The following is a 26,486-nucleotide window of genomic DNA, read 5'->3' on the forward strand; positions in this document are numbered from 1 at the left end:
GCGAAGGGTGCGCGGGAATCGCGTTGGGTGCGGCGCGGCCCGGACGCCGCGCGGGCCGTCCATGCACTGTGTCCGCCACCTAGGCTTTCCCGGCCCCGCAGCAAGTGACCTCAGCGCAGGCTGGGAGCCTCCACCACGCGCGAACCGGTGGCGGTCCGGATCGCGAAGCTGAAACCCGGCTGCAGCGAATAGCCGCCCACCGCCCCGTCGTTGCGCAAGGCGACGAAGGCCATCTGCAGATCGTCGCGCCCCGACGGATACCTGCGCGCGATGCGTTCCACCGCTTCGCGGCAGGCCTGCTCGGGCGAGCGCCCATGGCGCATCAGTTCCACCACCGTGTGCGAGCCGCAGATCCGCAGGCATTCCTCGCCCACGCCGGTGGCGGTGGCGGCGCCGACCTCGCCGTCGACGAACAGGCCCGCGCCGCTGATCGGCGAATCGCCGACGCGGCCGCGCATCTTGAACGCCATGCCGCTGGTGGTGCAGGCGCCGGCCAGGTGCCCGGCGCCGTCGAGCGCGAGGATGCCGATGGTGTCGTGGTTGGTCTCGCCGCCCGGCAGTTCGCCGGGCATGCGGTAGCGGTTGCTGCGTTCGATGTTCGGTTGCGGGCGGTACTCGGCGGTCTCGCGCCACTGCCGCCACGCCGCTGCCGCCTCGGGCGTCAGCAGGTCCTGCCGCTCGAACCCCTCCGCCAGCGCGAACTGCAGGGCGCCTTCGCCCACCAGCAGCACGTGCGGAGTCTTCTCCATCACCCGGCGCGCCACCGACACCGCGTGCACGATGTCCTCCAGGCAGGCCACGGAACCGAGGTTGCCGAGGTGGTCCATCACGCAGGCATCGAGCGTCACGTGGCCGTCGCGGTCCGGATAGCCGCCCAGGCCGACCGAGTGGTTGTCGGGATCGGCTTCGGGGATTCTCGCCCCGGCCTCGACCGCGTCGAGCGCGCTGCCGCGACCTTCCAGCACGCGCCATGCCGCGGCATTCGCCGCTTCGCCGAAGTTCCAGGTCGACACCACGACCGGTCGCTCGCCGGACGCCGGGCCGGACGCCGGGTCGGACGCCGACATGGCTGGAAGCGCGGGGAAGGCGGCGGTCAGGCCAAGCAGGCGCAGGAAGTCGCGGCGAAGAGGCATGGGGATCGGGTTTTCCGTGTCGGATGGCGGACATCGATGCGCTGCAAGCCACGATAGCGCACGCGGCGATCGCGTTCGCGCAATCGCGTCACCCGGGACCACTCCCCGTTGGGAGTTGGCCGCGTGCGCGCTGCGACGGACGTGCGGTGCCCGTCACAAGCAAGCCGCGCCGTGGTGCAGGCAAGGCGCGGGCGGGTGGCCGGAACTTGGACGGAAGCCCGACCTCGCCGTTCTCAGCGATTGCCGCCGCGCGGCCCGCGATTGCCGCCGCCGGGGCGCGGCCCCTTGCCGGGACCCTTGGGACGGTTCTGGCCGCCGGCCGGTCGCGCTCCGCCGGGACGCGGTCCGCGTGGACGCGCGTAGGGATTGAACGCATCCGGCGAGGCATGGTCCGAGGGGAACGTCGGCGCGCTGTCCGGATGGCCATAGGGGCGCGCCGCCTGGTTGCGGGGACCCTTGCCGGCGCCCGGACCCTGTCCCTGCCCGGGGCCGCGGCGGTTCTTGTTGAACGGCTTCTTCGGTCCGCGGCCATCGGCATTGCGGTGGCCGGCCGGGCCGGTGTCCACGCCCTCGGGCACGTACCAGGTGCGGAATGCGGCGGGATTGCCGTCGGGCAGCGCCTGCGGGCCCTTCTGCTTGCGCTGCTTGAACGGCTTCTGCGACTGCTTCGCCGCCTGTTCGCCGCTCACCGTCAGGCCGCCATGCGGCTTCTTGCCGCCGCGGCCGCGGCGATCCTCGCGCACGTGGTCGAAGCGGCGCAGTTCGCGGCCCTCGTCGGCGGTGTTGTGGCCGTTGACGTAGCCCTGCGGACGACGATCGCCGGTCAGGTGCAAGGTGGACTTGGCCGCCTTGCGCTGTCCGATCACCGGCAGCAGCGTCAGCGCCGGCGGCGGACCTTCCTCGAGCCTGAGTTCCTTGCGCAGTTCCTCTACCTGGGCGTCGGGCAGTTCCTGCGACTGCCCACGCAACAGCGTCTGCGGCAGCGAGACCTTGCCGTAGCGGATGCGCTTGAGCCGGCTGACCTGGCAGCCTTGGGATTCCCACAGCCGGCGTACCTCGCGGTTGCGGCCTTCCTTGAGCAGCACCTGGAACCATTCGTTGGAATCGGTGCCGCCGATGCGCTTGATCTCGTCGAACTTCGCCGGACCGTCCTCGAGCGCGACGCCGCGCTGCAGGCGTTCCACGATCTTGTCCGACACCGTCTCCTCGCCCTCGGGTGCGCGCACGCGGCACACGTACTCGCGCTCGACCTCGTAGGAGGGATGCATCATCGCGTTGGCCAGCTCGCCGTCGGTGGTGAGCAGCAGCAGCCCGGTGGTGTTGATGTCCAGGCGCCCGATCGCGATCCAGCGCGCGCCCTTGAGCGCGGGCAGCGATTCGAAGATGGTCGGGCGGCCTTCGGGATCCTCGCGCGTGGTGACTTCGCCCTCGGGCTTGTTGTACATCAGCACGCGCGCCGGTTCGGCCAGCGCGCTGGCGACGAACTGGCGGCCGTCGATCTCGACGCGGTCGCCGCCCTTGACCGACATGCCGGTCTGCGCGACCTCGCCGTTGACCTTCACCAGGCCGTCGGCGATGCGCTGCTCGAGCGCGCGGCGCGAGCCCAGGCCGGCCTGCGCCAGCACCTTGTGCAGGCGCTCCTCGAGCCGCGGCGCTTCGGCGGCCTTGTCTTCGCCGCGCTTGAGCGACAGCTTGCGGCTGGCGGCGGGGTGTTGCTCAGTCATGTCGTGCTCCGGTGCTGTCGCCGTCGTCGGCGAGGGCGTCTGGGTCCGCCGCGGATTCGCGGACGGTGTCGTGGGTGTCGGTTTCGGCTTCGACTTCGCGCTGGAGGTCTTCGTCGACCCCATCGTCGGAATCGGGTGCATGCGGATCGCTGGTCTCGGCAGCGGGCGTCTCGCCAGCCGGGTCTTCATCGAAGGCGGCCTCGTCGGGGGCGTCGTCTCCGGATTCGTCCTGGCCGTCGCGATCCTCGTCGTGGGCCGCGGGTTCGAGCGGGTCGACCTGGTCGGCGGCAGGCACGCGATCGTCGTCCGGATCGTCCTCCGCGGCATCGTTGGCGGCCTGGCTTTCGCTGCCTGCATCGCCATCGTCATCGCCGCCCGCGGCGATGCCACCGACCGCGCGCGGACCGTCGAACTCGAACTGCGGCTCCAGTTCGCCGAAATCCTTGAGTTCCGACAGCGGCGGCAGCTCGTCGAGCCGCTTGAGGCCGAAGTAGTCGAGGAAGCCCTTGGTCGTGCCGAGCAGTTCCGGGCGGCCTGGCATGTCGCGGTGGCCGACGACGCGGATCCACTCGCGCTCTTCCAGCGCCTTGATGATGTTGCTGTTGGTCGCCACGCCGCGGACCTGCTCGATCTCGCCGCGGGTGATCGGCTGGCGGTAGGCGATCAGCGCCAGGGTCTCGAGCGTGGCGCGGGTGTACTTGGTCTGGCGCTCGGTCCACAGCCGCGCCACCCAGGGGTGGACGTCGGCCTGGACCTGGTAGCGCCAGCCGGAGGCGACCTCGACCAGCTCGATGCCGCGCCCGGCCGCTTCGGCCTGCAGCGTTTCGAGCGCGGCCTGGAGGCTGCCCTCGGGTGCCGGCTCGTCGAGCGGGAACAGGCCGTTGAGCTGGACCACGGTCAGCGGCTGGCTCGAGGCCAGCAGTGCGGCCTCGACGATGCGGTTGATGAGTTGTTGATCCATGCGTCTTGGGAGTGGCGGGATGGATGGCGTGCGGGGTTCGCGCCGGTGGTGGACCGGCCGCGGGCACGGCGGTGGGTTCAGGCGTCGTCGTCGGGCGCGGGGGCGTCGTCGAACTCGCTGGCGAATTCCAGCGGTTCGTCGGCCGCGCGCCCGGTGGCGAGCGACTTGAGGTAGATCGGCGCCAGCGGTGCTTCCTGGACGATGTCGAGCAGGCGTTCCTTGGCCAGCTCGAGGAGAGAGAGGAAGGTCACGACCACGCCCAGCTTGCCTTCGCCGGGATTGAACAGCGCCTCGAAGCGGTGGAAGGCGCCGTCCTCGAGACGGGTGAGCAGTTCGCCCATGCGCTGGCGCACGCTCAGCGCATCGCGCCGGATCGCGTGGCTGGTGAGCAGCTCGGCGCGCTTGAGCACGTCGTGCAGCGCCAGCAGCATCTCGCGCAGGTCCACCGGCGGCGGCAGCCTGACCGAGGCGCGGTCGGACAGGAAGGCGGCGACCGGTGCGGTGTCGCGCTCCATGCGCGGCAGGGTGTCGATGTCCTCGGCGGCCTGCTTGAAGCGCTCGTACTCCTGCAGGCGACGCACCAGGTCGGCGCGCGGATCGTCCTCCTCGCCTTCCTCGCTGGCCGGCCGCGGCAGCAGCATCCGCGACTTGATCTCGGCCAGGATCGCGGCCATCACCAGGTACTCGGCGGCGAGTTCGAAGCGCAGGTCCTGCATCACGCCGATGTACTCGACGTACTGGCGGGTGATCTCGGCGACCGGGATGTCGAGGATGTCGAGGTTCTGGCGGCGGATCAGGTACAGCAGCAGGTCGAGCGGGCCTTCGAACGCCTCGAGGATCACCTCCAGCGCATCCGGCGGGATGTACAGGTCCTGCGGGATCTGCAGCACCGGCTGGCCATGCACCGTCGCCAGCCGCATCTCCTGCTGCTGCGGATGGGAGGGCGCCTGCGCGGCGTTGTCCTGGGCGGCTTGGTTCATTCGCGGTGCGGCCCCTCCGGGGCCGTCTGGCTTGTCGGTCTTGTCGCGGGGCCGAGGGCGGTCGCGGGCTGCGAAGAGGAACGGGCGTGCATCCCCGGCGTGCACGGGTCCGTTACATCGCACTGGCAAAGCGTCTTGCGACCGGGCGCCACGGGCAGGCCATGCCGGATGCCGGCAGAAGACTGCTGGAGGGATCGTCGGGTCTGGCCGAAGGGCCGCGACTCTTGCGTCCTGCTGCGACGGGAGCGGCGTTCGGCTGCGGAACTTGGCTCCTAGGGTAAGCGCTGGCCGGCAGCCTGTCCAGCGACCCGGGCGAGGGCCCGCAGGTGGCTAGAATCGCGGTTCGACCAGGCGGGAGCACGCACGCATGTGGTACGCGATCGAGGGCTACGACGGCGAGCATGCGCTCGACCGGCGCAAGGCGACGCGCGAGCGGCATCTCGAGCGCCTGGCGACGTTGCGCGATCTGGGCAGGCTGCTGGTCGCCGGCCCATGCCCTGCGATCGATGCGGAGGATCCCGGCCCGGCCGGATTCAGCGGCAGCATCGTGATCGCCGACTTCGCATCGCTGGAGGAGGCGCGCGCCTGGGCCGATGCCGATCCGTATGTCGAGGCCGGCGTCTACACGCGCGTCGAGGTGCGACCGTTCCGTCAGGTCCTCCCGTAGCCCGGGGTAGCCCGGGTAAGCGAAGCGCACCCGGGTCGGAGCGCGTCGCCACCAGGATCACGTCGAGCCCAGCCCCCAAAGCCGAGCCGCGTCTCGAGACAAGGTGAAAGGCCCGCCGCATCGCATGTTGCGTCGTGCCATGCATCCGGCGCTGAAAACGATTACATTCCGCGGCCCGACACCCCGGAAGGACCATGAAGCGCGCCAGTTCCCGTCTCCGCACCCGTCCCGTCCTGTCCGGACTGCTCGCCGCCGCACTGGCCGCGCCGATCGCATGGGCCGCCCCGCCGCCGCCGGGGACCTCCGCCGGCGACCTCGCCGCGGAACGCGCCTTCGTCGACGCGCTGATGGCCCGGATGACGCTGGCGGAAAAGCTCGGCCAGCTCAACCAGCCGCCGGCCGTGGGCAACAACACCGGTCCCGCGGCGATGGCCGGCAGCGAGGACCAGGTGCGCAGCGGCGCGATCGGCTCCTGGCTCGGCACCCACGGCGCAGAGCTGACCTGTCGCCTGCAGCGCATCGCGGTAGAGGAGTCGCGGCTCGGCATCCCGTTGCTGTACGCCTACGACGTGATCCACGGCATGCGCACCACGTTCCCGGTGCCGCTGGGGGAAGCCTCGAGCTTCGATCCGGACGAGGCGCGCAACGCCGCGCGGGTGGCCGCGGTGGAAGCGACCGCGCACGGCGTGCACTGGACCTATGCGCCGATGGTCGACATCGCCCGCGACCCGCGCTGGGGTCGCGTGGTGGAAGGCGCCGGCGAGGACCCGTACCTCGGCGCCGTGTTCGCCGCCGCGCGCGTGCGCGGCTTCCAGGGCGACGACCTCGCCGCGCCGGACACCCTGCTCGCCACCGCCAAGCACTTCGTCGGCTACGGCGCGGCCGAGGGCGGGCGCGACTACAACATCGCCGAGATCCCCGAGCGCACCCTGCGCGAGGTCTACCTGCCGCCGTTCGAGGCCGCCGTCGACGCCGGCGCGCAGTCGATCATGGCTGCCTTCAACGAGGTGGGCGGGGTGCCGATGCACGCGCACAAGCCGCTGATACAGGACCTGCTGCGCGCGCAGTGGGGCTGGGACGGCGTGCTGGTCAGCGACTACACCGGCGTGCTGGAACTGGTGGAACACGGCGTGGCCGCCGACCGCGAAGCGGCCGGGCGCCTCGGCCTCGCCGCCGGCGTGGACGTGGACATGGTCAGCAACATCTACCTGAAGGACCTGCCCGCCGCGGTCGAGGCCGGCCGCGTGCCGATGGCGGAGGTGGATGCCTCGGTGCGGCGGGTGCTCAACGCCAAGTTCCGCCTCGGCCTGTTCGAGGATCCGTACCGCTACTGCAAGGATCCCGCGCGCCAGCAGGCGATGACGCTCACCCCCGAACATCGCGCCGCGGCGCGCCGGATGGCGCAGAAGTCGATGGTGCTGCTGGAGAACGAAGGCGAGGTGCTGCCGCTGTCGAAGTCGCTCGGCACGCTCGCGGTGATCGGTCCGCTGGCCGACGAGCCGTGGGCCATGCTCGGCAACTGGGTGGGCATCGGCCGTCCGCAGGACGCGGTGACGCCGCTCGCGGCGCTGAAACAGGCGCTCGGTGATCGCACGAAGCTGGTGGTCGCCAAGGGCGCCGACATCGACAGCGACGACACTTCGGGGTTCGAGCGGGCGGTGCGCGCCGCCCGCTCGGCGGATGCGGTGGTGATGTTCCTCGGCGAGCACCCGGAAATGAGCGCGGAAGCCAACAACCGCACCTCGCTCGACCTGCCGGGCGTGCAGGAGCAACTGGCGCTGGCGGTGGCCGCCACCGGCAAGCCCGTCGTCGTGGTGCTGCTCAACGGCCGGCCGCTCTCGACCGGCGCGCTGCAGGGCGAGGTGCCGGCGATCCTCGAAGCCTGGTTCCCTGGCATCGAGGGCGGCAACGCGATCGTCGACGTGCTGTTCGGCGACGTGAATCCCTCCGGCAAGCTGCCGGTGACGGTGCCGCGCAACGTGGGCCAGGTCCCGATCTACTACGCGCATCGCAACACCGGCCGCCCGCCGGACAAGGACAACAAGTACACGAGCAAGTACATCGACGTGCCGTGGACGCCGCTGTATCCGTTCGGCCACGGGCTGAGCTACACCACGTTCCGCTACGACCCGCCGGCCGTGGCGCGCGCCACGCTTCCGGGCGACGACCTGGCGCAACAGGTCAGTGTGCGCGTCACCAACACAGGCAAGCGCGCCGGCACCGAGGTGGTGCAGCTGTACGTACGCGACGACGTCGCCAGCGTCACCCGGCCGGTGCGCCAGCTGCGCGGATTCCGGCGTGTCGAACTGCAGCCGGGCGAATCGCGCGTGGTCACGTTCGAACTCGGCCACGACGATTTCGCCATGTACGACCTCGACATGAAGCGGGTGGTGGAGCCGGGCACGTTCACCGTGTTCGCCGGTGGTGACTCGCAGGCCTCGCAGTCGGCGCGGTTCGAGGTGGAGGCGCCGTGAGCGCGGGCCGCGGTCGGGCCTTGCCGGCGTCGGAGCGGCCCCCGCGGCGATACCGCTGCAAGGCATGGATGCGGCGTTCCGGATTGCTGCAATGCAGCGCAAACCGGCCATTCTTTGCAGCCTGCGCTGGAAACGATTACATTCCGCGCGACCGGGAACCTTGGAGGGCGGGGTGAGCGTCACCATCAAAGACGTTGCACGACGCGCGAATGTCTCGGTGGCAACGGTTTCGCGCGCCCTGAACGGCCATCAGAACGTCGCCGAGGCGGTGCGCGAGCGGGTGCTGCGCATTGCCGACGAGCTGCGCTACAGCCCGCATCACGCGGCCCGCAGCCTGAGCAGCCGGCGCACCCAGACCATCGGCGTGGTGTTGCCGGACCTGTACGGGGAATTCTTTTCCGAACTGATGCGCGGCATCGACCAGGTCGCGCGCGAACGCGGCCTGCATCTGCTGGTGTCGAGCTACCACGGCAATCCCCGCGAGCAGGGCGTGGCGCTGCGCACGATGCGCGGGCGGGTCGACGGGCTGCTGCTGATGTCGCCATTCGCCGAGGGGGCGGACGCGCTTGCCGGCGACCTCCCGCCGACCATGCCGGCGGTGCTGATGAACTCGGCGCTCACGCCCGGCGTGCATGCCTCGGTCGGCATCGACAACCACGGCGGCGCCATGGCGATGATGCGCCACCTGCTGCAGGCCGGGCACCGGCGCATCGCCTTCATCGGCGGCCCCGACGACAATTTCGATGCCCGCGAACGCCTGCGCGGCTATCGCGACGCGCTTGCGGAAGGCGCGCCCGGCATCGAGCCCCGGGTGCTGGCGGGCGACTTCGACGAGGCCTCCGGGCACCGTGCCGGGCAGGCGCTGCTGGCGGCCGCAGAACGACCGGATGCGGTCTTCGCCGCCAACGACATGATGGCCCTGGGATGCCTGTTCGCGCTGAGCCAGGCGGGCCTGCGCGTGCCCGACGACATCGCGCTCGCCGGTTTCGACGACATTCCGCTTTCGCGGTACGTACACCCGCCGCTCACGACCATGCGCGTGGAGATTGCCGAACTGGGGGCGCGCGCGATCGGAACCCTGCTCGATCCGGACGCCGGGGCTCCGGGGGGGGCTCGGCGACACGAACTGCTGACCCCGGAACTCGTCGTAAGAAGGTCCAGTGGCGTGAATGCCGGTGCCACATAGACGCTCAGAGACTCCGACTCATGAAAAAAGCGAACACCAAGTCGCAGGAAGCGCGATCGCCCGCAGAGGTGAGGCACATGCAGGACTTCGGAAATTTCCCAAATTCGAGTATCGCCCTGGGAGGGGCATCGACATGAACCGCAAGACCTTCGCACCCCGCAGGATCGAACGCAGCATCTTGGCGGGCGCGCTCGCAAGTTGCCTTGTATTGACAGCGACGGTGGCCAACGCGCAGAGCGCAAGTTCGACGTTGCGCGGCCGCGTAGCCGGTGCCGATGGAGGGACCACCGTCACGGCGGTCAATACGGCGGACGGTAGCGTCCGTCGCACGCAGACCAACGCCGACGGCAGCTACACCCTGGTCGGCCTTGCGCCAGGCACCTACACCGTGGAAGCGGAAGGAGCGTCTCCGCAGACCGTGCGGTTGCAGGTGGCTTCCACAGCCACCCTGAACCTGTCGGCTGACACCGGGGTGGCGGAGACGCCGGTCGCGGGTGACGCGACAGACCTCGACGCCGTCGTCGTTACGGCACCGGCGCTGCAGGAGGTGAATACGTCCGAGGTCGGGAAGTTCGTCTCCCTGCGGGAGATCCAGAACGTGCCGCAGACCTCGCGCAACTTCCTCGAATTCGCCGATGCGGTGCCCGGGATGATCTTCGAGCGCGATGGAAATGGGCGCACATCGCTCAAGGGCGGTGCTCAGAACACCAGTTCGACCAATCTTTACATCGATGGTGTCGGCCAGAAGAGCTACGTCAAGAAGGGTGGGGTGGCCGGGCAGTTCGACAGCGCGGGCAACCCGTTTCCGCAGATGGCGATCGGCGAGTACAAGGTCATCACCTCCAACTACAAGGCCGAGTACGGCCAGATTTCAAGTGCCGCAGTGACTGCGGTTACGCGATCCGGCAGCAATCAGCTCGAGGGAGAAGTGTTCTACCGCTTCACCGACGAGGGCATGCGCGAGAGGACGCCGGCGGAGGAAGTGAGTGGCGAGGACAAGGAGAAAAGCAAGGAAACCGAGTCCGGCATCGCGGTGGGAGGCCCGCTGATCGAGGACAAGCTGCACTTCTTCGTCGCACTCGAGAAAAAGGAGTTCTCCCTCCCGACCGCGGTCGTACCGGGCGTGGTGGGGACTCCGGAGATCATCGCGCAGCTGCCGGCCGACGTTCAAAGGGAGTTCGGCCCCACGACGCAGCCGTTCGATGAATTCCTGGTGTTCGCGAAGATCGACTGGAACGTCACCGACAACGATCGCATCGCATTCTCCGCCCAGCGCAGGGACGAAGAGACGGTGGGCAACGTAGGCAACCAGAACGCCTACTCCCACGGCATCTATACCGACAACTATGATCATCGCAACAGCCTGCGGTGGGAGCATAGCGCCGACCGCTGGTTCAACGAGGTGCTGCTGACCAGCGAGAAGTCCTTCAACAACCCGGTGCCGATCACGTTCGGCAACGGCTTCCTGTACCGCACCCCGGATGGTGTCAACGATCAGCCAGTGATCCAGGTCGGCGGCGGAGACCCGCGCGCCGGGCAGATCAAGGGCCAGGAAGGCTGGTCGATCGAGGACAATCTCACATTCATCGACATCGAGGCGGCGGGCTACCACACCATCAAGATGGGCGCCCGCTACAAGAGCGTCGACCTTTACGCGGCCGACGCGCTCAATGCCAATCCGCAGTTCGCCTATATCCTCGGCTCGGGTTTTCCGACCGACCAGCCTTACCAGGCGATCTTCGCCAAGCCCGTCACCGGAATCGGAAGCATCGCTCCCAGCGTCGAGACGACTTCGAAGCAGTATGGCCTGTACATCCAGGACGACTGGCAGGTCAACGACCACCTGATCCTCAACATCGGTCTGCGGTGGGACTACGAAGAGGTTCCGGCATACCTCGACTTCGTGACGCCCTCGAACGTGATCGACGCCCTGAGTGCGCAAGATCCGAACGCGCCCGCAGGACAGACCTATGCGGACTCGCTACGTGCCGGTGGCGTCGACGTCAACGACTACATCAGCACCGGTGACAACCGCGAGGCCTTCAAGGACGCTTGGCAGCCACGCCTGGGCTTCTCGTACGATCTCGGCGCGGACCAGAAGCATGTGCTGTACGGCGGGGCCGGCCGCTCCTACGACCGCAACCTGTACGATTTCCTGCAGCTGGAGGTGACGAAGTCGGCGCTTCCGCAGTTGACGATCAACTTCCGCGACCCCGAGACGGGTGAGTGCTATCGAGATCGTGACCCGTGCTTCGACTGGGATCCGAGTTACCTCGACGGCATCGAGAACCTCCAGGCGCTCGTGTCCGCGACCAATCAGGGCGTCGAGGTCGACCTGATGAACAACGACCTGAAGACGCCGTATTCCGACCAGTTCAGTCTCGGCATGCGCAACACGCTGGGGCAATGGCTGACGGATGCGGCAGTGACCCGGATAGAAAGCCACGACGGGTTCGCATTCAGGCTCGGCAACCGCTACCCCAGCGGCGATTTCTTTCAGAACGGCAGCCAGCCCTGGGGCAACGGGGTGCCGGGTTTCGGCGCGCTGATCATCGGGGACAACGGTATCGAAACCACATCCACGCAACTGCTGCTGTCGGCGCAGAAGCCCTACAGCCGAAATTCCGGGTGGGGCACGAGCTTCGCGTATACCTATACCGACGCGGAGCAGAACCGGGACATCAACGAGCATTACTCATTCGATTTCGCGGATCTGAGCGACTACCCCGTACTCGTGTCGAACTCGGTACCCAGGCACCGGTTCGTCGCGACTGGCACGCTGGATGGCTTCTGGGGCATCACGTTCGGCGGCAAGTTCGTGCTCGCCACGCCGACGCCGGTGTACAGCAGCACATGCCTCGCAGACGGAGTGCCGACGCCGGATGGCGGCCCGCGCTGCAGGCCGGCTGCCACCGAACCGGAGGGGACGTGGGGATATCGCAGCCTGGACCTCCAGGCAACCAAGGAGTTCGACGTGGATGGCGTGCGGTTCTATGGCCGCCTCGACCTGCTGAACGTATTCAACTGGGCCAACTACACGAGCGTGGTCGTAACCGATAATCGGGACGGCAGCATTTCCGCAGAGTACCTCGAAGGCGGCAACATCACGGGGCTCCCGCGAACGGTGAAGTTGGAATTCGGGATGCGTTTCTGAATCGATGACGTCACGGCCGATGCGGTGGAGGCGCGGCAGTTTCGGCTGTCGCGTCCCGGCCTTCGACAGCGTTTACGGGGAGGATGCGGATGTCCGCAAGCGCGGTGCGCGACATCGTGGTCGTGGGGGGCGGCACCGCGGGCTGGATGGCCGCCGCGGCCTTCGTTCGTGTCCTGGGCGAGTCTTGCAGCGTGCGGCTCGTGGAATCCGAGGCGATCGGCACCGTCGGGGTCGGCGAGGCCACGGTTCCGCATATCAAGGCCTTCAACAACCTGCTGCAGATCGACGAGGCCGACTTCGTCCGCAACACCCAGGGCACGTTCAAACTCGGCATACAGTTCGTAGACTGGCTGCGGGAGGGGACAACTTATGTCCACGGTTTCGGCACGGAAATCGGCCGCAACCTCGGACTGCTGCCTTTCCATCACTACTGGACGAAGGCGTACCAGCGGGGGCGGGCCCGGAGCATCGGCTGCTATTCGCTGAACACACTCGCGGCGGAACGTGGCAGGTTCATGGTGTCGGCCGACGACGCGCCGGCGGGGTCGCCGCTTTCCAACATCGCCTATGCGTATCACTTCGATGCGGCGCTGTATGCGCGCTACCTGCGCGCATACGCCGAGCGAAGGGGCGCACGGCGGACAGAAGGTCTGGTAAGGGAGGTCCTGCTCGATTCCGGAAGCGGGCACGTTACGGCGTTGCGACTGGAGTCCGGCGAGGAGATCGGTGGAGACCTCTTCATCGATTGCTCCGGCTTCCGGGGTTTGCTCATCGGCGAAGCGCTGGGCACGTCTTACGAAGACTTCTCGCATTGGCTTCCGTGCGATCGCGCGTGGGCGGTGCCGAGCGGGAACGTCGGGTCGCCCACGCCCTACACGCGATCCACCGCGCGTGCCGCCGGATGGCAGTGGAGGATTCCGCTGCAGAACCGCACCGGCAACGGCTACGTGTATTGCAGCCGCCATGTCAGCGACGACGAAGCGGCGGCGACCCTGCTGGCCAACCTTGATGGACCGGCGCTGGGCGATCCGCGACCACTGCGCTTCAATACCGGTCGAAGATCTTCCTGCTGGCAACGCAATGTGATCGCGCTGGGGCTATCGAGTGGGTTCATGGAGCCGCTGGAGTCAACCAGCATCCACCTGATCCAATCCGGCATCTCCAAACTTCTGGAAATGTTTCCCCGCGAAGGGTTCAACCCTGTTCTGGCGCGCAAGTACAATGCGCGGCTGGCGTTCGAGTTCGACAGGATCCGTGATTTTCTGGTACTGCACTACTACGCCAACCGACGCGACGAACCGTTCTGGAAAGAGTGCCGCCATATCGCGATCACGCCGGAACTGCGTGAGAAACTCGAACTGTTCCAGGACAGCGGACAGGTCTACCGCAACGGCGAGGAGATGTTCGGCGACGTTAGCTGGATCGAGGTGATGCTGGGCCAGGGAGTGATGCCGGCCGGCTATCACCCGTTGGTCGATCTGGTGCCGGAAGCGGATGTGTTCCGATTCGTCGAAGGCGTTGGCAAGACGATCTCCAACTGTGTGGACGTGATGCCCACCCATCAGCAGTTCATCGACCGGTTCTGCCTGGCACCTGCCGACAGTCGGACCCGAACCGGCGCCGCCGGTAGCGCCGCCGTCCGCCCTTGAACATGCGCGACTCGCCAGCCGGCTGAACCCCATCCGCAGCATGCTGCACTGCACGATCACATCCGTTTAACAATCTGTTGTAATCGTTTACATGAGTTCATGCCAGCTATGAGCTTCCAGGTCCCGTCTAGGGGGAGGTCGCTAGGCTGTCGACAGGAAAATCGCATGCGCGTCCCCTCGAGCAAGACATCGACCTTGGCCCGACTGCTTGCGCTCCCGCTCCTGCTGTCATGTCTGCTCGTCTCGTGCCAACGTGAAACCCCGCAGCCCGACGAGCCGGCCGTGGCGCCTCCCAGGCCCGGTCCGATCCCGCAGATCGTGCTGCCGGACGTGGACGAGGAGCCGGAGCCGAAACAGGAAGAGCCGGAGGGGCCTCCCGAGCTGCCGCCGCTGTTCCGCGACATCGAGCGGCGTACGTTCCAGTTCTTCTGGGATACCAGCAACGAAGTCAACGGCCTGACGCCGGACCGCTTCCCGTCGCGGCCGTTCGCGAGCATCGCCTCGGTCGGGTTCTCGCTGACCGCGTATCCGATCGGGATCGAGAACGGCTGGGTCAGCCGCACCCAGGCGGTCGACCGCACACTGGCGACGCTGACGTTCCTGCGCGAGGCGAGGATGGGGCCGCAGGCCGAGGGGCGCAGCGGCCACAAGGGCTTCTTCTACCACTTCCTCGACATGCGCACCGGCGCGCGCTACGACAGCTGGGTGGAGCTGTCGAGCGTCGATACCGGCCTGCTGCTGATGGGGGTGCTGTTCGCGCAGTCGTACTACACCGGCGACGATCCGCGCGAGGTCGAGATCCGTGAACTCGCCGACGAGATCTACCGCCGCGTCGAGTGGCCGTGGCTGCAGCAGCGGCCGCCGCTGATCTCGATGGGCTGGTATCCAGAGCGCGGCTTCATCAGCCACGACTGGAAAGGCTACAACGAGGCGATGCTGGTCTACATCCTCGCCCTGGGATCGCCGACGCATCCGGTGGACCCGGAGGCGTGGCAGGTCTGGACCGAAACCTACGAGCGCGACTGGGGCGTGTTCCAGGGGCAGGAATACCTCAGTTTCGGACCACACTTCGGCCACCAGTACTCGCACGTGTGGATCGATTTCCGCGGCATCCGCGACGCGTACATGAGCAGTCGCGGCATCGACTACTTCGAGAACAGCCGGCGCGCGACCTATGCCCAGCGGGCCTACGCAATCGAGAATCCCATGAAGTGGGACGACTACGGCGAGAACGTCTGGGGCCTGACCGCAAGCGACGGGCCGCAGCGCACGACCCAGGAGTTCAAGGGCGAACAGCGCGAGTTCCGCCACTACAGCGCGCGTGGCGCGGGCCTGTCGGACGAGTTCGACGACGGTACGATCGCGCCCACCGCGGCGATCGCCTCGATCGCATTCGCGCCGGAAATCGCGATCCCCGCCACCGAGGAACTCTACGAGCGCTACGGCGAGTACCTGTACTCGAGCTACGGCTTCCTCGACGCGGTCAATCCCAGCTTCAAGTACGACGTGCCGCTCAAGACCGGACGCCTGATCCCCGATCGGGGCTGGGTGGCGAGCGACTACATCGGCATCGACCAGGGTCCGATCCTGACCATGATCGCGAACTACCGCAGCGAGTTCGTGTGGAAGGTGATGCGCCAGAACCCCTACATCCGCAAGGGGCTCGAACGCGCCGGCTTCACCGGGGGCTGGCTGGCGCCGCCGGACGGGCCGCAGACCTCGGGCGAACCCGATCCGGAAGCCGCCGACGCCAGCGACATCGGCAAGGCGCAGTCGCGCTCGTCGTCGCGCGAGGACGACAAGCCGCCGGCTGAGCCGAGGGCATCGGATCCGCCGCAATAGCGTGTCGCGGATGCCGGCCCCGTTTGGCGCGGGTTCCGCGAGCGCACGCCGGCGGACCGCGAGCTCGTGCCGGTGCGTGCGCCCGGAATGAAGGAAACCTCTAACATCCGCAGCATGTCCCCCCGGCTTTCCATACTGCTGCCCTTGCTGCTGTGCCTCGCGCTCGCGGGTTGTGCCCGCGAAGACGATGCCACCACGATCCGGTTCTGGGCGATGGGACGCGAGGCCGAGGTGGTGGCCGGACTGCTCGCGGAGTTCGAGCGCGAGCACCCGGGCATCCGCGTCGAGCTGCAGCAGATCCCGTGGACGGCCGCGCACGAGAAGCTGCTCACCGCGTTCGCGGCCGATGGGCTTCCCGACATCTGCCAGCTCGGCAACACCTGGATCGCGGAGTTCGCGATGCTCGACACGCTCGAGCCGTTGCAGGGCAGGGTGGACGCCTCGCGGGTCGTCGATGCCGACGACTACTTCCCCGGCATCTGGGCCACCAACGTGGTCGACGGCACCCTGGTCGGCGTACCGTGGTACGTCGACACGCGCCTGCTGTTCTACCGCAAGGACCTGCTCGCGAAAGCGGGCTTCGACGCGCCGCCCGCCACCTGGGACGAGTGGGAGCGGGCGATGGCGGCGATCGTGCGCGACGCCGGCCCCGGCCGGCACGCGGTGCTGATGCCGGTCAATGAATTCGAGCCGCAACTCTCGTTCGCGTTGCAGACCGGCGATCCGCTGCTGCGCGAAGACGACGGCTACGGCAATTTTCGCGGCCCCGGCTTCCGCAAGGCGCTGGCGTTCTATGCCAACACCTTCGAGCAAGGCTGGGCGCCGCGCATGTCGGATACGCAGATCTCGAACGTGTGGGACGAGTTCTTCAGGGGATCGTTCGCGTTCTACCTGTCCGGGCCCTGGAACATCCGCGAATTCCGCCGGCGCGAGCCGGAGGGGATGGCCGGGACGTGGGGCACGATGCCGCTGCCCGGCCCCGATGGCCCGGGCGCGGGGATCGCGGGCGGCACCAGCCTGGTGCTGTTCCGCACGTCCGAACGCAAGCAGGCGGCCTGGAAGCTGGTCGAGTTCCTGTCGCGGCCCGGCAACCAGCAACGCTTCCATGCGCAGACCGGAAACCTGCCGCCGCGTCGCAGCACCTGGGAGCATCCGGCGCTTGCGCAGGATGAACTCGCGCGCGCCTTCCGGGACCAGCTCGAGCGGGTGCGGCCGACGCCGCAGGTGCTGGAATGGGAGCGCATCGGCCAGGAGATGCGGCTGGCGACCGAACGCGTGGTGCGTGGTGGACAGTCGCAGGAGCGGGCGGTGGCCGAACTGGATGCGCGGGTGGATGCGATCCTGGAAAAGCGGCGCTGGGTGCGCGAACAGGAGGCGCGGTGATGCGCACCGGCCTCGCCGGCTGGATGTTCGCCGCGCCGGCGCTGATCGTGCTCGGGGTGTTCTTCGGCCTGCCCGTGCTGGCGGCGCTGCTGCTGAGCCTGACCGATTTCGACCTGTACGCGCTCGCCGACCCCGGCCACCTGCGCTTCGTCGCCCTCGGCAACTACATCGACCTGCTGCGGACGCCCCTGTTCTGGAAGGCGCTGGGCAACACCCTGTACTTCGTGGTGGTCGGCGTGCCGCTGTCGATCGCGGTGTCGCTGGGCGCGGCGCTGCTGCTGAATTCGCCGGTCACGCGGATGCGCGCGCTGTTTCGCACCGCGCTGTTCGCGCCGGTGGTGACCACGCTGGTGGCGGTGGCGGTGATCTGGCGCTACCTGTTCCACACCGGCTACGGCATGGTGAACTGGGCGCTGGCCCAGGCCGGCGTCGCGCCGGTGGACTGGCTGGGGGATCCGCGCTGGGCGATGCCCACGATCATGCTGTTCGCGGTGTGGAAGAACTTCGGCTACAACATGGTGATCCTGCTCGCCGGGCTGCAGGCGATCCCGCAGGACCTGTACGAGGCCGCGCGCATCGATGGCGCATCGCGCTGGCGCCAGTTCCTGCACGTCACCCTGCCGCAGCTCGGACCGGTGCTGCTGGTGGTCGGCGTGATCACCGTTTCGGGCTATTTCCAGCTGTTCGCCGAACCCTACGTGATGACCCGCGGCGATCCGCTGCAGAGCACGGTGAGCGTGCTGTACTACATGTTCGAGGAAGGCTTCAAGTGGTGGAACCTCGGGCGTGCGTCGGCGGTGGCGTTCCTGCTGTTCCTGATCATCCTCGCCGCGACCGCACTGCTGCTGCGCGGCGGTCGCCGGAAGGAACTGGTATGAGCGGCGTCGGCCATTCGTGGGGGCATGCCACGCGCGTCAACGGCGCGCTGCTGGTACTGGCGTTGCTGAGCCTGGCGCCACTGTTGTGGATGGCGTCGGTGTCGTTCATGCCGCGCGGCGAGGCCAGCCACTTCCCGCCGCCGTTCCTGCCGTCCGCGTTCACCCTGGACAATTACCGCGAGCTGTTCGCCCGCACCGGTGTCGCCCGCAATTTCGGCAACAGCCTGCTGGTCTCGATCGCGATCACGCTGGTGTCGCTGCTGGTCAACACCATGGCCGGCTATGCGTTCGCCAAGCTGCGCTTCCGCGGCCGTGAACGGATCTTCCAGCTGCTGCTGGCGGCGCTGGTGGTGCCGGCGCAGGTGGCGATGCTGCCGCTGTTCCTGATGATGAAGCAGCTGGGGCTGGTGAACAGCTACTGGGGCGTGATCGTCCCCGGCATGGCGACGGTGTTCGGCATCTTCCTGGTGCGGCAGTACGCGCGCAGCATCCCCGACGACCTGATCGAAGCGGCGCGGATCGACGGCGCCGGCGAGCTGCGGATCTTCTTCCAGGTCGTACTGCCCATGCTCAAGCCGGTGCTGGTCACGCTCGCCACCTTCACCTTCATGGCCGCATGGAACGATTTCATGTGGCCGCTGATCGTGCTGACCGACCAGGAACGCTACACCCTGCCGGTGGCGCTGGCCGCACTCTCGCGCGAGCACATCATGGACGTGGAACTGATGATGGCGGGCGCGATGGTCACCGTGTTGCCGGTGCTGCTGCTGTTCCTGGTGCTGCAGCGCTACTACATCCAGGGCCTCCTGCTCGGGAGCGTGAAAGGGTGAGCGGGCGCGCCTGCGAGCCACTGGCTCGCGCGCCCGCGAACGCCCGGCCAGGGATGGCCGGGCCGGCGGCTCCGGAGCCTGTGATGTTCCGCCATGGATGGCCGCGAGAAAGCGATTGCGCGGTGCGCGCTTGCGAGGCACTGCCTCGCGCCCGCCCGAACGCCCGGCCATGGGTGACGCCATGGCGCTTGCGAGGCATTGCCTCGCGCCATGGCGGAACGCCCCGCGCGCTGCGCGGGGCCGGAACGGCCGGGCCGGCGGCTCCGGAGCCTGTGATGTTCCGCCATGGATGGCCGCGAGAAAGTGATTGCGCAACGCGCGCTTGCGAGGCACTGCCTCGCGCCCGCCCGAACGCCCGGCCATGGGTGACGCCATGGCGCTTGCGAGGCATTGCCTCGCGCCATGGCGGAACGCCCCGCGCGCTGCGCGGGGCCGGAACGGCCGGGCCGGCGGCTCCGGAGCCTGTGATGTTCCGCCATGGATGGCCGCGAGAAAGCGATTGCGCAACGCGTGCTTGCGAGGCACTGCCTCGCCCGAACGCCCGGCCAAGAACGGCCGGGCCGGCGGCTCCGGAGCCTGTGATGTCGCGCCATGGATGGCGACAAGGAAATGATTGCGCAACGCGCGCTTGCGAGGCATTGCCTCGCGCCATGGCGGAACGCCCCGCGCGCTGCGCGGGGGCGGGCCGGCGGCGCCTCGGCCAATGGCGTCCCGCCAGCGCGGGCAGCGACAACACATGAGATCCAGATGCAGACCAGGAACATGATGGACACCCAGCGAAACGTGCCTGTTTCCAGCCGCGCCTGCCCCCGCGCCTTCGCGTTCGCGATACTGGTTGCCGCCTGGCTGTTCGGGCCGGCACCCGCATTCGCGCAGGCGTCGTTGCCCGCGCTCGAACTCCCGCCCGAACCGCCCCGCCTGCTCGACGGCTTCGACGATCCCGCGCCGTGGAGCGTCGTCACCTCTGACCAGGTCAGCGGCAGCGTACGCCTGGTCGAAGGCGACGATGGCGGCGCGCTGTGCCTGGACTACGACTTCAACGGGGTCTCCGGCCATGTCGGCATCCAGCGCGACCTGCCGCTCGAGTATCCTGACAACTTCGCCTTCTCGTTCCGCCTGCGCGGGGACTCGCCGGACAACGACCTGCAGTTCAAGCTGGTCGACGCCAACGGCGACAACGTGTGGTGGGTGAACCGGCCGAAGTACGACTATCCGCGAAAATGGACCCCGGTGCGTTACAAGCGCCGGCACATCGACAAGGCCTGGGGACCGGACCCGGACCCGGTGTTGCGCCGGAGCGCGAAGCTCGAGTTCACCATCTACAACAATGTCGGTGGACGCGGCAGCGTGTGCTTCGACACGCTGGAGCTCGAGCCGCTGCCGGCCGACGACGACAGCCCGCTGCGCGCCGACGCCATCGCCACCGCCGGCGACGCGACGCTCGCGGTCGACGGCAGGATGGGCACGGCGTGGCGGGTGGAGAAATCCACGCTGCCGCAGCGGCTGGTGCTCGACCTGGGCAAGGTGCGCGAGTTCGGCGGCCTGCGCCTGCGCTGGGACCGGAAGGATTATCCGTCGCGCTACCGGATCAGCGTGTCCGGTGATGGCGCGGCATGGCGCGAGGTGCGTGCGGTGACCCTTGGCAACGGCGGCGACGACTGGATCGCGCTGCCCGAATCCGAGGCGCGCTACATCGCCTTCGACCTGATGGACGGACCGACGCGGCGCTTCGCCCTGTTCGAGGCGGTCATCGAACCGCTGGCCTTCGCGGCGACATCGAATGACTTCGTCCGGTCGATGGCCGGGCAGGCGCCCAGGGGTTGGTTTCCGCGCGGCTTCAGCGGCGAGCAACCCTACTGGACCATCCTCGGGCTCGATGGCGGCACCCAGCAGGGTCTGATCGGCGAGGACGGCGCGCTGGAGGTAGCCAAGGGCGGCTTCAGCATCGAGCCGTTCGTGCTGGTGGACGGCGCGCTGGCCAGCTGGGCCGACGTGGCGACCACGCAGTCGCTGCAGGACGGCTACCTGCCGATCCCGTCGGTGCACTGGAAGCGCGACGACCTGGCGCTCGACATCACCGCGTTCGCGCACGGCACCCCGCGCGAATCGCGCCTGGTCGCGCGCTACCGGCTGTCGAACCCGGGCGGCAAGGCACGCGACTACACCCTGGCGCTGGCGCTGCGCCCGTTCCAGGTGAATCCGCCGAGCCAGTTCCTCAACACGCGTGGCGGGGTCAGTCCGGTCGGGTCGATGTCGATCGACGGCGGCACCGTGTCCGTCGACGGCAGGCCGCGGGTGTTCGCCAAGCAGTTGCCGGGCAGTGCGTTCGCCACGGCTTTCGATGCGGGCATGGCGGTATCGCACCTCGCCGCGTCGCGCAGGCCGGCGACGACGAGCGTGGTGGACCCGACCGGCCTCGCCTCCGGCGCCCTGCTGTACCGCATGCGCCTGGCGCCGTGGGAAACCCGCACCATCGAGCTGATGGTGCCGATGACCGGCACCGCCGCGCTCGCGCGCCGCTGGTGGGATGCGGGGGCGTTGCAGGCCGAGACCGCAGCGATGTGGCGCGGCAAGCTCGACCGCGTGACGCTGATCGTGCCGCCGCAGGGACAGGCGCTGGTCGACACATTGCGCACCTCGCTGGCGCACATGCTGATCTCGCGGATCGGTCCGCGCCTGCAGCCGGGGACAAGATCGTACGCGCGCAGCTGGATCCGCGACGGCGCCATGATCTCCGAGGGGTTGCTGCGTCTGGACCGTCCCGACGTGGTGCGCGAGTACGTCGAGTGGTACGCGCCCTACCAGTTCGAGAACGGCAAGGTGCCGTGCTGCGTGGACGATCGCGGCAGCGATCCGGTGCCGGAGAACGACAGCCACGGCGAGCTGATCTTCAACATCGCCGAATACTGGCGCCATACCGGCGACCTCGCGTTCCTGGAGCGGATGTGGCCGCACGTCGAGGGCGCGTACCGCTACATGGAGGAGCTGCGCCTGTCGGAGCGCACGGCCGCGAACCGGCGGATCAATCGTGCCTTCTACGGAATGATGCCGGCCTCGATCAGCCATGAAGGCTATTCGGCCAAGCCGATGCACTCGTACTGGGATAACTTCTGGGCGCTGCGCGGCTACAAGGATGCGGTGGAGGTCGCGCAGGCGCTCGGCAGGGCGGAGGACGTCGAACGCATGACCGCCTCGCGCGACCAGTTCCATGGCGACCTGATGGATTCGCTGCGCGCCGCGGCGGACCTGCACGACATCGATTTCCTGCCCGGCGCGGCCGAACTGGGCGATTTCGACCCGACCTCGACCACCATCGCGCTCGCGCCCGGCGGTGAGCAGGAGCGCCTGCCGCAGGACCTGCTGCACAACACGTTCGAGCAGTACTGGACGCGTTTCCTCGACCGCCGCGACGGGCGCCTGGAATGGAAGGACTACACGCCCTACGAATGGCGCAACGTGGCGGCATTCGTGCGGCTGGGCTGGCGCGGGCGGGCGAAGGAGGTGGTCGACTACTTCTTCGCCGACCGCGCGCCGCAGGCCTGGAACCAGTGGGGCGAGGTGGTCTCGCGGACGCCGCGCAAGCCGTTCTTCCTCGGCGACCTGCCACATGCCTGGGTCGGTTCGGATTTCGTGCGGTCAGCGCTCGACATGTTCGCCTATCCGCGCGAGCGCGACGACAGCCTGGTGCTGGCGGCGGGCGTGCCGGTCGACTGGCTGGACGGCAATGGCGTCGGCATCGCGGGACTGCGTACCGCCTCCGGGCCGCTGGCCTACAGCCTGCGCCGCGATGACGGCGCATTGCTGCTCGAGGTCGACGATTCCGGCCTGCGGTTGCCGCCGGGCGGACTGGTGCTGCCGTGGCCGTTTGCGGGCGCGCCGAGCGAAACGGACATCGAATCGGGTGCGGCCGAATGGAACGGCCGCGAGTTGCGGGTGACCGCCCTGCCGGCGCGGATCCGCATCGCCGCGGCAGCCGAAGGCGGGGAAGGAGACTAGGGCAGGGCGGCGCAGCGCAGACGAGCCTCCGGGATTGCGCGACGCGCTAAGCTTGCGCTTCCGGCAGCCGATCGCGCCATCCCCGCTTCCGGCACACGCCATCTCCCGCGCAGGACATCGACGCGACGGCATGCTCCGCCCCCCATCCGACGCATTCCCGCTCTGGCCGCTGCCGCTCGCGGTCGCGGTGACGTTCACCTTCGCCGCGCACCTCGCGCTGTGGCTGTCGATCCGTGACGGCCACATCGAAGCCTGCGTGCCGGTGCTCGAGGGATGCACCTCGATCAGCCGCGCCGCGCGTCATGGCCTCGGCAACCATCTGTTCCGATTGCTGGTGCTGCCCTGCGCCCTGCTGCTGGGCCTGCACTGGTGGCTGGCATCGCGCTGGCTGGGGCGCGGATATCGCGACGTGGCCTGGCTCGGGGCGATCGCCGCGGCGGCGCTGGCGGTGTATGCGACCTTCCTCGGCACCGACGGCGACACCTATCGCTTCCTGCGCCGCTACGGCGTGGTCTGCTTTTTCGGCTTCGGCTACCTCGCACAGTTGCGCTTCCTGCGTGGCCTGCGCGCACAGGCGCATGGCGACGGGCGCCTGGTTCCGGCGATGGTGGTGGTCAGCGCGATGATGTTGCTGCTGGGCGTGGGCAACGTCGCGGCGAGTGCGCTGGTCGCGGACGAAAGCCTGAAGGACCGGATCGAGAACGCGCTGGAATGGCAGCTCGGCTGGCTGCTGGCGGCGTGGTACGTGCTGCATGCCGCCTGGTGGCGGCGGACGGGCGCGAAGCTCGTGCCCGCCTGATCTGCAGGCATCACGGCGGGCGCCCGGGCGCGGTCCTGTCGTGGTTCAGCGGGAGGCGCGCGCCCCGGCGATGATGGAAGCGGCTTTCGCGGCGCTGTCGCGCACCTTGCTCCACTCGCGGGCGGCCAGCCACTCCTTCGGCACCATCCACGAACCGCCGATGCACAGCACGTTCGGCTGGGCCAGGAATTCGCCCGCATTGGCCTCGCTGATCCCGCCGGTCGGGCAAAGCTTCAGCGATGCGATCGGCCCGGCCAGTCCCTTGAGCATCGCCAGCCCGCCGACGGCGTTGGCCGGGAACAGCTTGCAGCAACGGAAGCCATGCGCCATCAGCTGCAGGAATTCGGTGGGCGTGGCGCCGCCCGGCACGGCGGGAATCGCCGCCCTGGCCAGCGCTTCGGCGAGCGCCGGTGGAGTGCCGGGGGTGACCAGGAAATCCGCACCGGTATCGATCGACTGGCGGATGTGCGTTTCATCGAGCACGGTGCCGGCGCCGATGACGATGCCGGGCAGTTCCTTCTTCAGCGCCGCCAGCGTCTCCAGGGCGGCGGGCGTGCGCAGCGTGAGTTCCAGCGAGGTCAGGCCGCCTTCCAGCAGCGCTTCGGCGATGCGGCGTCCCTGGTCGACGCTGTCGACGGTGATCACCGGCAGGATGCCGGCATCGCGCAGGAACTGTTCGGCGCGGTTCTGGAGGGCTTCGATGGTCATGGGTGGTGATTCGTGATTGGTGGATTCGTGATTGGTGATTGGTGATTCGGAAAACTGGTGGTCTTCGATCGGTGTGTCGATCCGGGGATACCCTGCGCGGGGAAGGCTGCCTGGATGAGGGGTTCCGACGAGTGAAGTCGTGCGCAGGGGGCGGGTCTCGCTCTTTCGAATCCCCAATCACCAATCACCAATCACGCATCTTTGGACTCGTGCGGCGCCTCGGCCGCCATGTGCGGATCGTTGCCGAGTTCGTACTCGGAATCGTAGTCCCACTGGCCGCCGTCGCGCGCGGGCGGGCCGCAGGAGATCGACAGCGCGCCCTGGTCGGCCGGCGACACCATCGCGCGATTGAAGGCGAACAGGTTGCGGCCGATGTCCCAGGCACAGTGCGCGGTGCTCGGTGCGAGTTCGCGCGCGGCCCATTCGTCGGCTGCGACCAGCGCTTCGAGCGTGCCGGCCTCGCCGTCGAGGCGGACGATGTCGCCCTCGCGCAGCCTGGCGAGCGGGCCGCCGCGCGCGGCTTCCGGAGTCAGGTGGATGGCGGCGGGAATCTTGCCCGAGGCGCCGGACAGGCGCCCGTCGGTGACCAGCGCGACGCGACGTCCCTGGTTCTGCAGCATGCCCAGCAGCGGCGCCAGCGAATGCAGCTCCGGCATGCCGTTCGCCTTCGGGCCCTGGTAGCGCACCACGGCGACGAAATCCTGCGGCAGCAGGCCGCTGGCATGCAGCTTGTTGAGCGCGCGCGGATCGTCGACCACCACCGCCGGCGCCTCGATCGTGCGGAACTCGGGCTTCACCGCCGAGAGCTTGATCAGCGAGCGGCCGAGGTTGCCGCGCAGCAGGCGCAGGCCGCCCTGCGCCTCGAACGGCGCGGATGCCGGCCGCACCACGGTCTCGTCGCCGCTCGTGGCCACCGTCGGCGCGAAGCCGAGCGTGCCGTCGGTCAGGGTCGGCTCGTCGCACCAGGCGCGCATGCCGCCGGGTAGCACGGTCTCGACGTCGGCGTGCATCAACCCGGCGTCGAGCAGTTCGCGGAACACGAAGCCGATGCCGCCGGCGGCGTGGAAGCGGTTCACGTCCGCCTCGCCGTTGGGATACACGCGCGCCAGCAGCGGCACCACCTGCGACAGCTTGTCCATGTCGTCCCATGTCAGGACGATGCCCGCCGCGCGCGCGACCGCCGGCCAGTGGATGGTGTGGTTGGTGGAACCGCCGGTGGCCATCAGCGCCACCACCGCGTTGACGATCGCACGTTCGTCGATCACCCGCCCGAGCGGACGGTAGTCGTCGCCGAGTGCGCTGATGCGCAGCGCGCGTTCGGTCGCGGCGCGGGTGAGCGCGTCGCGCAGCGAGGTGCCGGGATTGGCGAACGAGCCGGGCAGCTGCACGCCCATCGCCTCGAGCAGCACCTGGTTGGAATTCGCGGTGCCGTAGAAGGTGCAGGTGCCGGGCGCGTGGTAGGACGCGGCCTCGGCTTCGAGCAGCTCGTCGCGCGTGGCCTCGCCGGCGGCATAGCGTTCGCGCACTTCCGCCTTCTGCTTGTTCGGAATGCCGGGCGTCATCGGCCCCGCCGGGATGAAGATCGCGGGCAGGTGGCCGAAGGCGAGCGCGCCGATCAGCAGGCCCGGCACGATCTTGTCGCAGATGCCCAGGTGCACGGTGCTGTCGAACATGTCGTGCGACAGACCGATGGCGGTGGCCTGCGCGATCACGTCGCGCGAGAACAGCGACAGTTCCATGCCCGCGCGGCCCTGGGTGACGCCGTCGCACATCGCCGGCACGCCGCCGGCGACCTGGGCGGTGGCACCGAGGCTGCGCGCGTGTTCGCGGATCAGCTGCGGATAGGTCTCGTAGGGCTGGTGCGCCGAGAGCATGTCGTTGTAGGCGGTGACGATGCCCAGGTTCGGCGTGGCACCGCCGCGCAGGCGCGACTTGTCGGTCGGCCCGCAGGCGGCGAAGCCGTGCGCGAGGTTGCCGCAGCTCAGGCGCGAGCGGTTCGGCCCGGCCTGGTGCATGGCCTCGATGCCGGCGAGGTAGGCCGCGCGCGAGGCGCGGCTGCGGCGGCGGATGCGCTCGGTGACGTCGTGAAGTACGGGATGCAGGCTCATTGGCGTTCTGGCGA

The 26,486-nt window shown here is 68.7% G+C and carries 17 protein-coding genes; 11 read left to right on the forward strand and 6 right to left on the reverse strand.

The genetic code is table 11. The annotated features are described in order from the left end of the window. Positions 1-110 precede the first annotated feature (110 nt). The 4 genes from FZO89_RS15620 to FZO89_RS15635 form a co-directional block, all read right to left on the reverse strand. On the reverse strand, positions 111-1,133 hold the full coding sequence (locus FZO89_RS15620; RefSeq protein WP_149104356.1) for a glycosylasparaginase: 1,023 nt from the start codon (positions 1,131-1,133) through the stop codon (positions 111-113). Between the two features lie 233 nt (positions 1,134-1,366). After that, positions 1,367-2,857 (reverse strand): pseudouridine synthase, encoded by a 1,491-nt coding sequence (locus FZO89_RS15625; RefSeq protein ID WP_149104357.1) that lies wholly within the window; start codon positions 2,855-2,857, stop codon positions 1,367-1,369. Next, positions 2,850-3,818, reverse strand: a complete 969-nt coding sequence (gene scpB / locus FZO89_RS15630; protein WP_149104358.1) for an SMC-Scp complex subunit ScpB — start codon at positions 3,816-3,818, stop codon at positions 2,850-2,852. The genes FZO89_RS15625 and scpB overlap by 8 nt, the downstream gene beginning before the upstream one ends. A gap of 77 nt (positions 3,819-3,895) precedes the next feature. Continuing rightward, positions 3,896-4,798 carry a segregation and condensation protein A gene (locus FZO89_RS15635; protein WP_149104359.1) on the reverse strand — a complete coding sequence of 301 codons (903 nt, stop codon included), beginning with the start codon at positions 4,796-4,798 and terminating at the stop codon, positions 3,896-3,898. Between the two features lie 367 nt (positions 4,799-5,165). On the opposite strand from FZO89_RS15635, the gene FZO89_RS15640 reads away from it, so the two are divergent. The 11 genes from FZO89_RS15640 to FZO89_RS15690 all read left to right on the forward strand — a co-directional run bounded on the left by FZO89_RS15640 (position 5,166) and on the right by FZO89_RS15690 (position 23,656). Next, entirely contained in the window at positions 5,166-5,465 is a 300-nt protein-coding gene (locus FZO89_RS15640) for a YciI family protein (protein ID WP_149104360.1), read from the forward strand. A 194-nt stretch (positions 5,466-5,659) separates the two neighbouring features. Beyond that, positions 5,660-7,939 (forward strand): glycoside hydrolase family 3 N-terminal domain-containing protein, encoded by a 2,280-nt coding sequence (locus FZO89_RS15645; protein WP_149104361.1) that lies wholly within the window; start codon positions 5,660-5,662, stop codon positions 7,937-7,939. 160 nt (positions 7,940-8,099) lie between these two features. Then, a complete protein-coding gene (locus FZO89_RS15650; protein WP_425480486.1) occupies positions 8,100-9,125 on the forward strand; it encodes a LacI family DNA-binding transcriptional regulator in 1,026 nt (341 codons plus the stop codon). 133 nt (positions 9,126-9,258) lie between these two features. Further along, the gene (locus tag FZO89_RS15655; RefSeq protein WP_149104362.1) at positions 9,259-12,279 is read left to right on the forward strand and encodes a TonB-dependent receptor; all 3,021 of its coding nucleotides are present in this window, start codon (positions 9,259-9,261) and stop codon (positions 12,277-12,279) included. A gap of 89 nt (positions 12,280-12,368) precedes the next feature. Continuing rightward, positions 12,369-13,928, forward strand: a complete 1,560-nt coding sequence (locus tag FZO89_RS15660) for a tryptophan halogenase family protein (RefSeq protein ID WP_149104363.1) — start codon at positions 12,369-12,371, stop codon at positions 13,926-13,928. Between the two features lie 165 nt (positions 13,929-14,093). Continuing rightward, entirely contained in the window at positions 14,094-15,770 is a 1,677-nt protein-coding gene (locus tag FZO89_RS15665) for a glucoamylase family protein (protein ID WP_149104364.1), read from the forward strand. A gap of 114 nt (positions 15,771-15,884) precedes the next feature. After that, positions 15,885-17,153, forward strand: coding sequence for a sugar ABC transporter substrate-binding protein (locus FZO89_RS15670; protein ID WP_149104365.1), 1,269 nt, complete (start codon positions 15,885-15,887; stop codon positions 17,151-17,153). Continuing rightward, entirely contained in the window at positions 17,153-18,031 is an 879-nt protein-coding gene (locus FZO89_RS15675) for a carbohydrate ABC transporter permease (RefSeq protein WP_149104366.1), read from the forward strand. Before FZO89_RS15670 ends, FZO89_RS15675 begins: the two co-directional genes overlap by 1 nt. Beyond that, a complete protein-coding gene (locus FZO89_RS15680) occupies positions 18,028-18,861 on the forward strand; it encodes a carbohydrate ABC transporter permease (protein WP_149104367.1) in 834 nt (277 codons plus the stop codon). The genes FZO89_RS15675 and FZO89_RS15680 overlap by 4 nt, the downstream gene beginning before the upstream one ends. 747 nt (positions 18,862-19,608) lie before the next feature. Next, entirely contained in the window at positions 19,609-22,857 is a 3,249-nt protein-coding gene (locus FZO89_RS15685) for a discoidin domain-containing protein (RefSeq protein ID WP_262378741.1), read from the forward strand. A gap of 130 nt (positions 22,858-22,987) precedes the next feature. Further along, entirely contained in the window at positions 22,988-23,656 is a 669-nt protein-coding gene (locus tag FZO89_RS15690; RefSeq protein ID WP_149104368.1) for a hypothetical protein, read from the forward strand. 45 nt (positions 23,657-23,701) lie between these two features. Here FZO89_RS15690 and eda read toward each other — a convergent pair whose 3' ends face one another. Both eda and edd read right to left on the reverse strand, forming a co-directional pair. After that, positions 23,702-24,364 (reverse strand): bifunctional 4-hydroxy-2-oxoglutarate aldolase/2-dehydro-3-deoxy-phosphogluconate aldolase, encoded by a 663-nt coding sequence (eda, locus tag FZO89_RS15695; RefSeq protein WP_149104369.1) that lies wholly within the window; start codon positions 24,362-24,364, stop codon positions 23,702-23,704. Positions 24,365-24,555: 191 nt separating this feature from the next. Next, positions 24,556-26,472: a phosphogluconate dehydratase gene (gene edd, locus FZO89_RS15700; protein WP_149104370.1), complete on the reverse strand. Its 1,917-nt coding sequence runs from the start codon at positions 26,470-26,472 to the stop codon at positions 24,556-24,558. Between the last annotated feature and the right edge of the window lie 14 nt (positions 26,473-26,486).

It is taken from the genome of Luteimonas viscosa (assembly GCF_008244685.1).
Taxonomy (GTDB): Bacteria; Pseudomonadota; Gammaproteobacteria; order Xanthomonadales; family Xanthomonadaceae; genus Luteimonas; species Luteimonas viscosa.

Coding starts and splice junctions, on each gene's coding strand:
- FZO89_RS15620 (WP_149104356.1), bottom strand. CDS start 1,133: ATGCCTCTTCGCCGCGACTTCCTGCGCCTGCTTGGCCTGACCGCCGCC.
- FZO89_RS15625 (WP_149104357.1), bottom strand. CDS start 2,857: ATGACTGAGCAACACCCCGCCGCCAGCCGCAAGCTGTCGCTCAAGCGC.
- scpB (WP_149104358.1), bottom strand. CDS start 3,818: ATGGATCAACAACTCATCAACCGCATCGTCGAGGCCGCACTGCTGGCC.
- FZO89_RS15635 (WP_149104359.1), bottom strand. CDS start 4,798: ATGAACCAAGCCGCCCAGGACAACGCCGCGCAGGCGCCCTCCCATCCG.
- FZO89_RS15640 (WP_149104360.1), top strand. CDS start 5,166: ATGTGGTACGCGATCGAGGGCTACGACGGCGAGCATGCGCTCGACCGG.
- FZO89_RS15645 (WP_149104361.1), top strand. CDS start 5,660: ATGAAGCGCGCCAGTTCCCGTCTCCGCACCCGTCCCGTCCTGTCCGGA.
- FZO89_RS15655 (WP_149104362.1), top strand. CDS start 9,259: ATGAACCGCAAGACCTTCGCACCCCGCAGGATCGAACGCAGCATCTTG.
- FZO89_RS15660 (WP_149104363.1), top strand. CDS start 12,369: ATGTCCGCAAGCGCGGTGCGCGACATCGTGGTCGTGGGGGGCGGCACC.
- FZO89_RS15665 (WP_149104364.1), top strand. CDS start 14,094: ATGCGCGTCCCCTCGAGCAAGACATCGACCTTGGCCCGACTGCTTGCG.
- FZO89_RS15670 (WP_149104365.1), top strand. CDS start 15,885: ATGTCCCCCCGGCTTTCCATACTGCTGCCCTTGCTGCTGTGCCTCGCG.
- FZO89_RS15675 (WP_149104366.1), top strand. CDS start 17,153: ATGCGCACCGGCCTCGCCGGCTGGATGTTCGCCGCGCCGGCGCTGATC.
- FZO89_RS15680 (WP_149104367.1), top strand. CDS start 18,028: ATGAGCGGCGTCGGCCATTCGTGGGGGCATGCCACGCGCGTCAACGGC.
- FZO89_RS15685 (WP_262378741.1), top strand. CDS start 19,609: ATGCAGACCAGGAACATGATGGACACCCAGCGAAACGTGCCTGTTTCC.
- FZO89_RS15690 (WP_149104368.1), top strand. CDS start 22,988: ATGCTCCGCCCCCCATCCGACGCATTCCCGCTCTGGCCGCTGCCGCTC.
- eda (WP_149104369.1), bottom strand. CDS start 24,364: ATGACCATCGAAGCCCTCCAGAACCGCGCCGAACAGTTCCTGCGCGAT.
- edd (WP_149104370.1), bottom strand. CDS start 26,472: ATGAGCCTGCATCCCGTACTTCACGACGTCACCGAGCGCATCCGCCGC.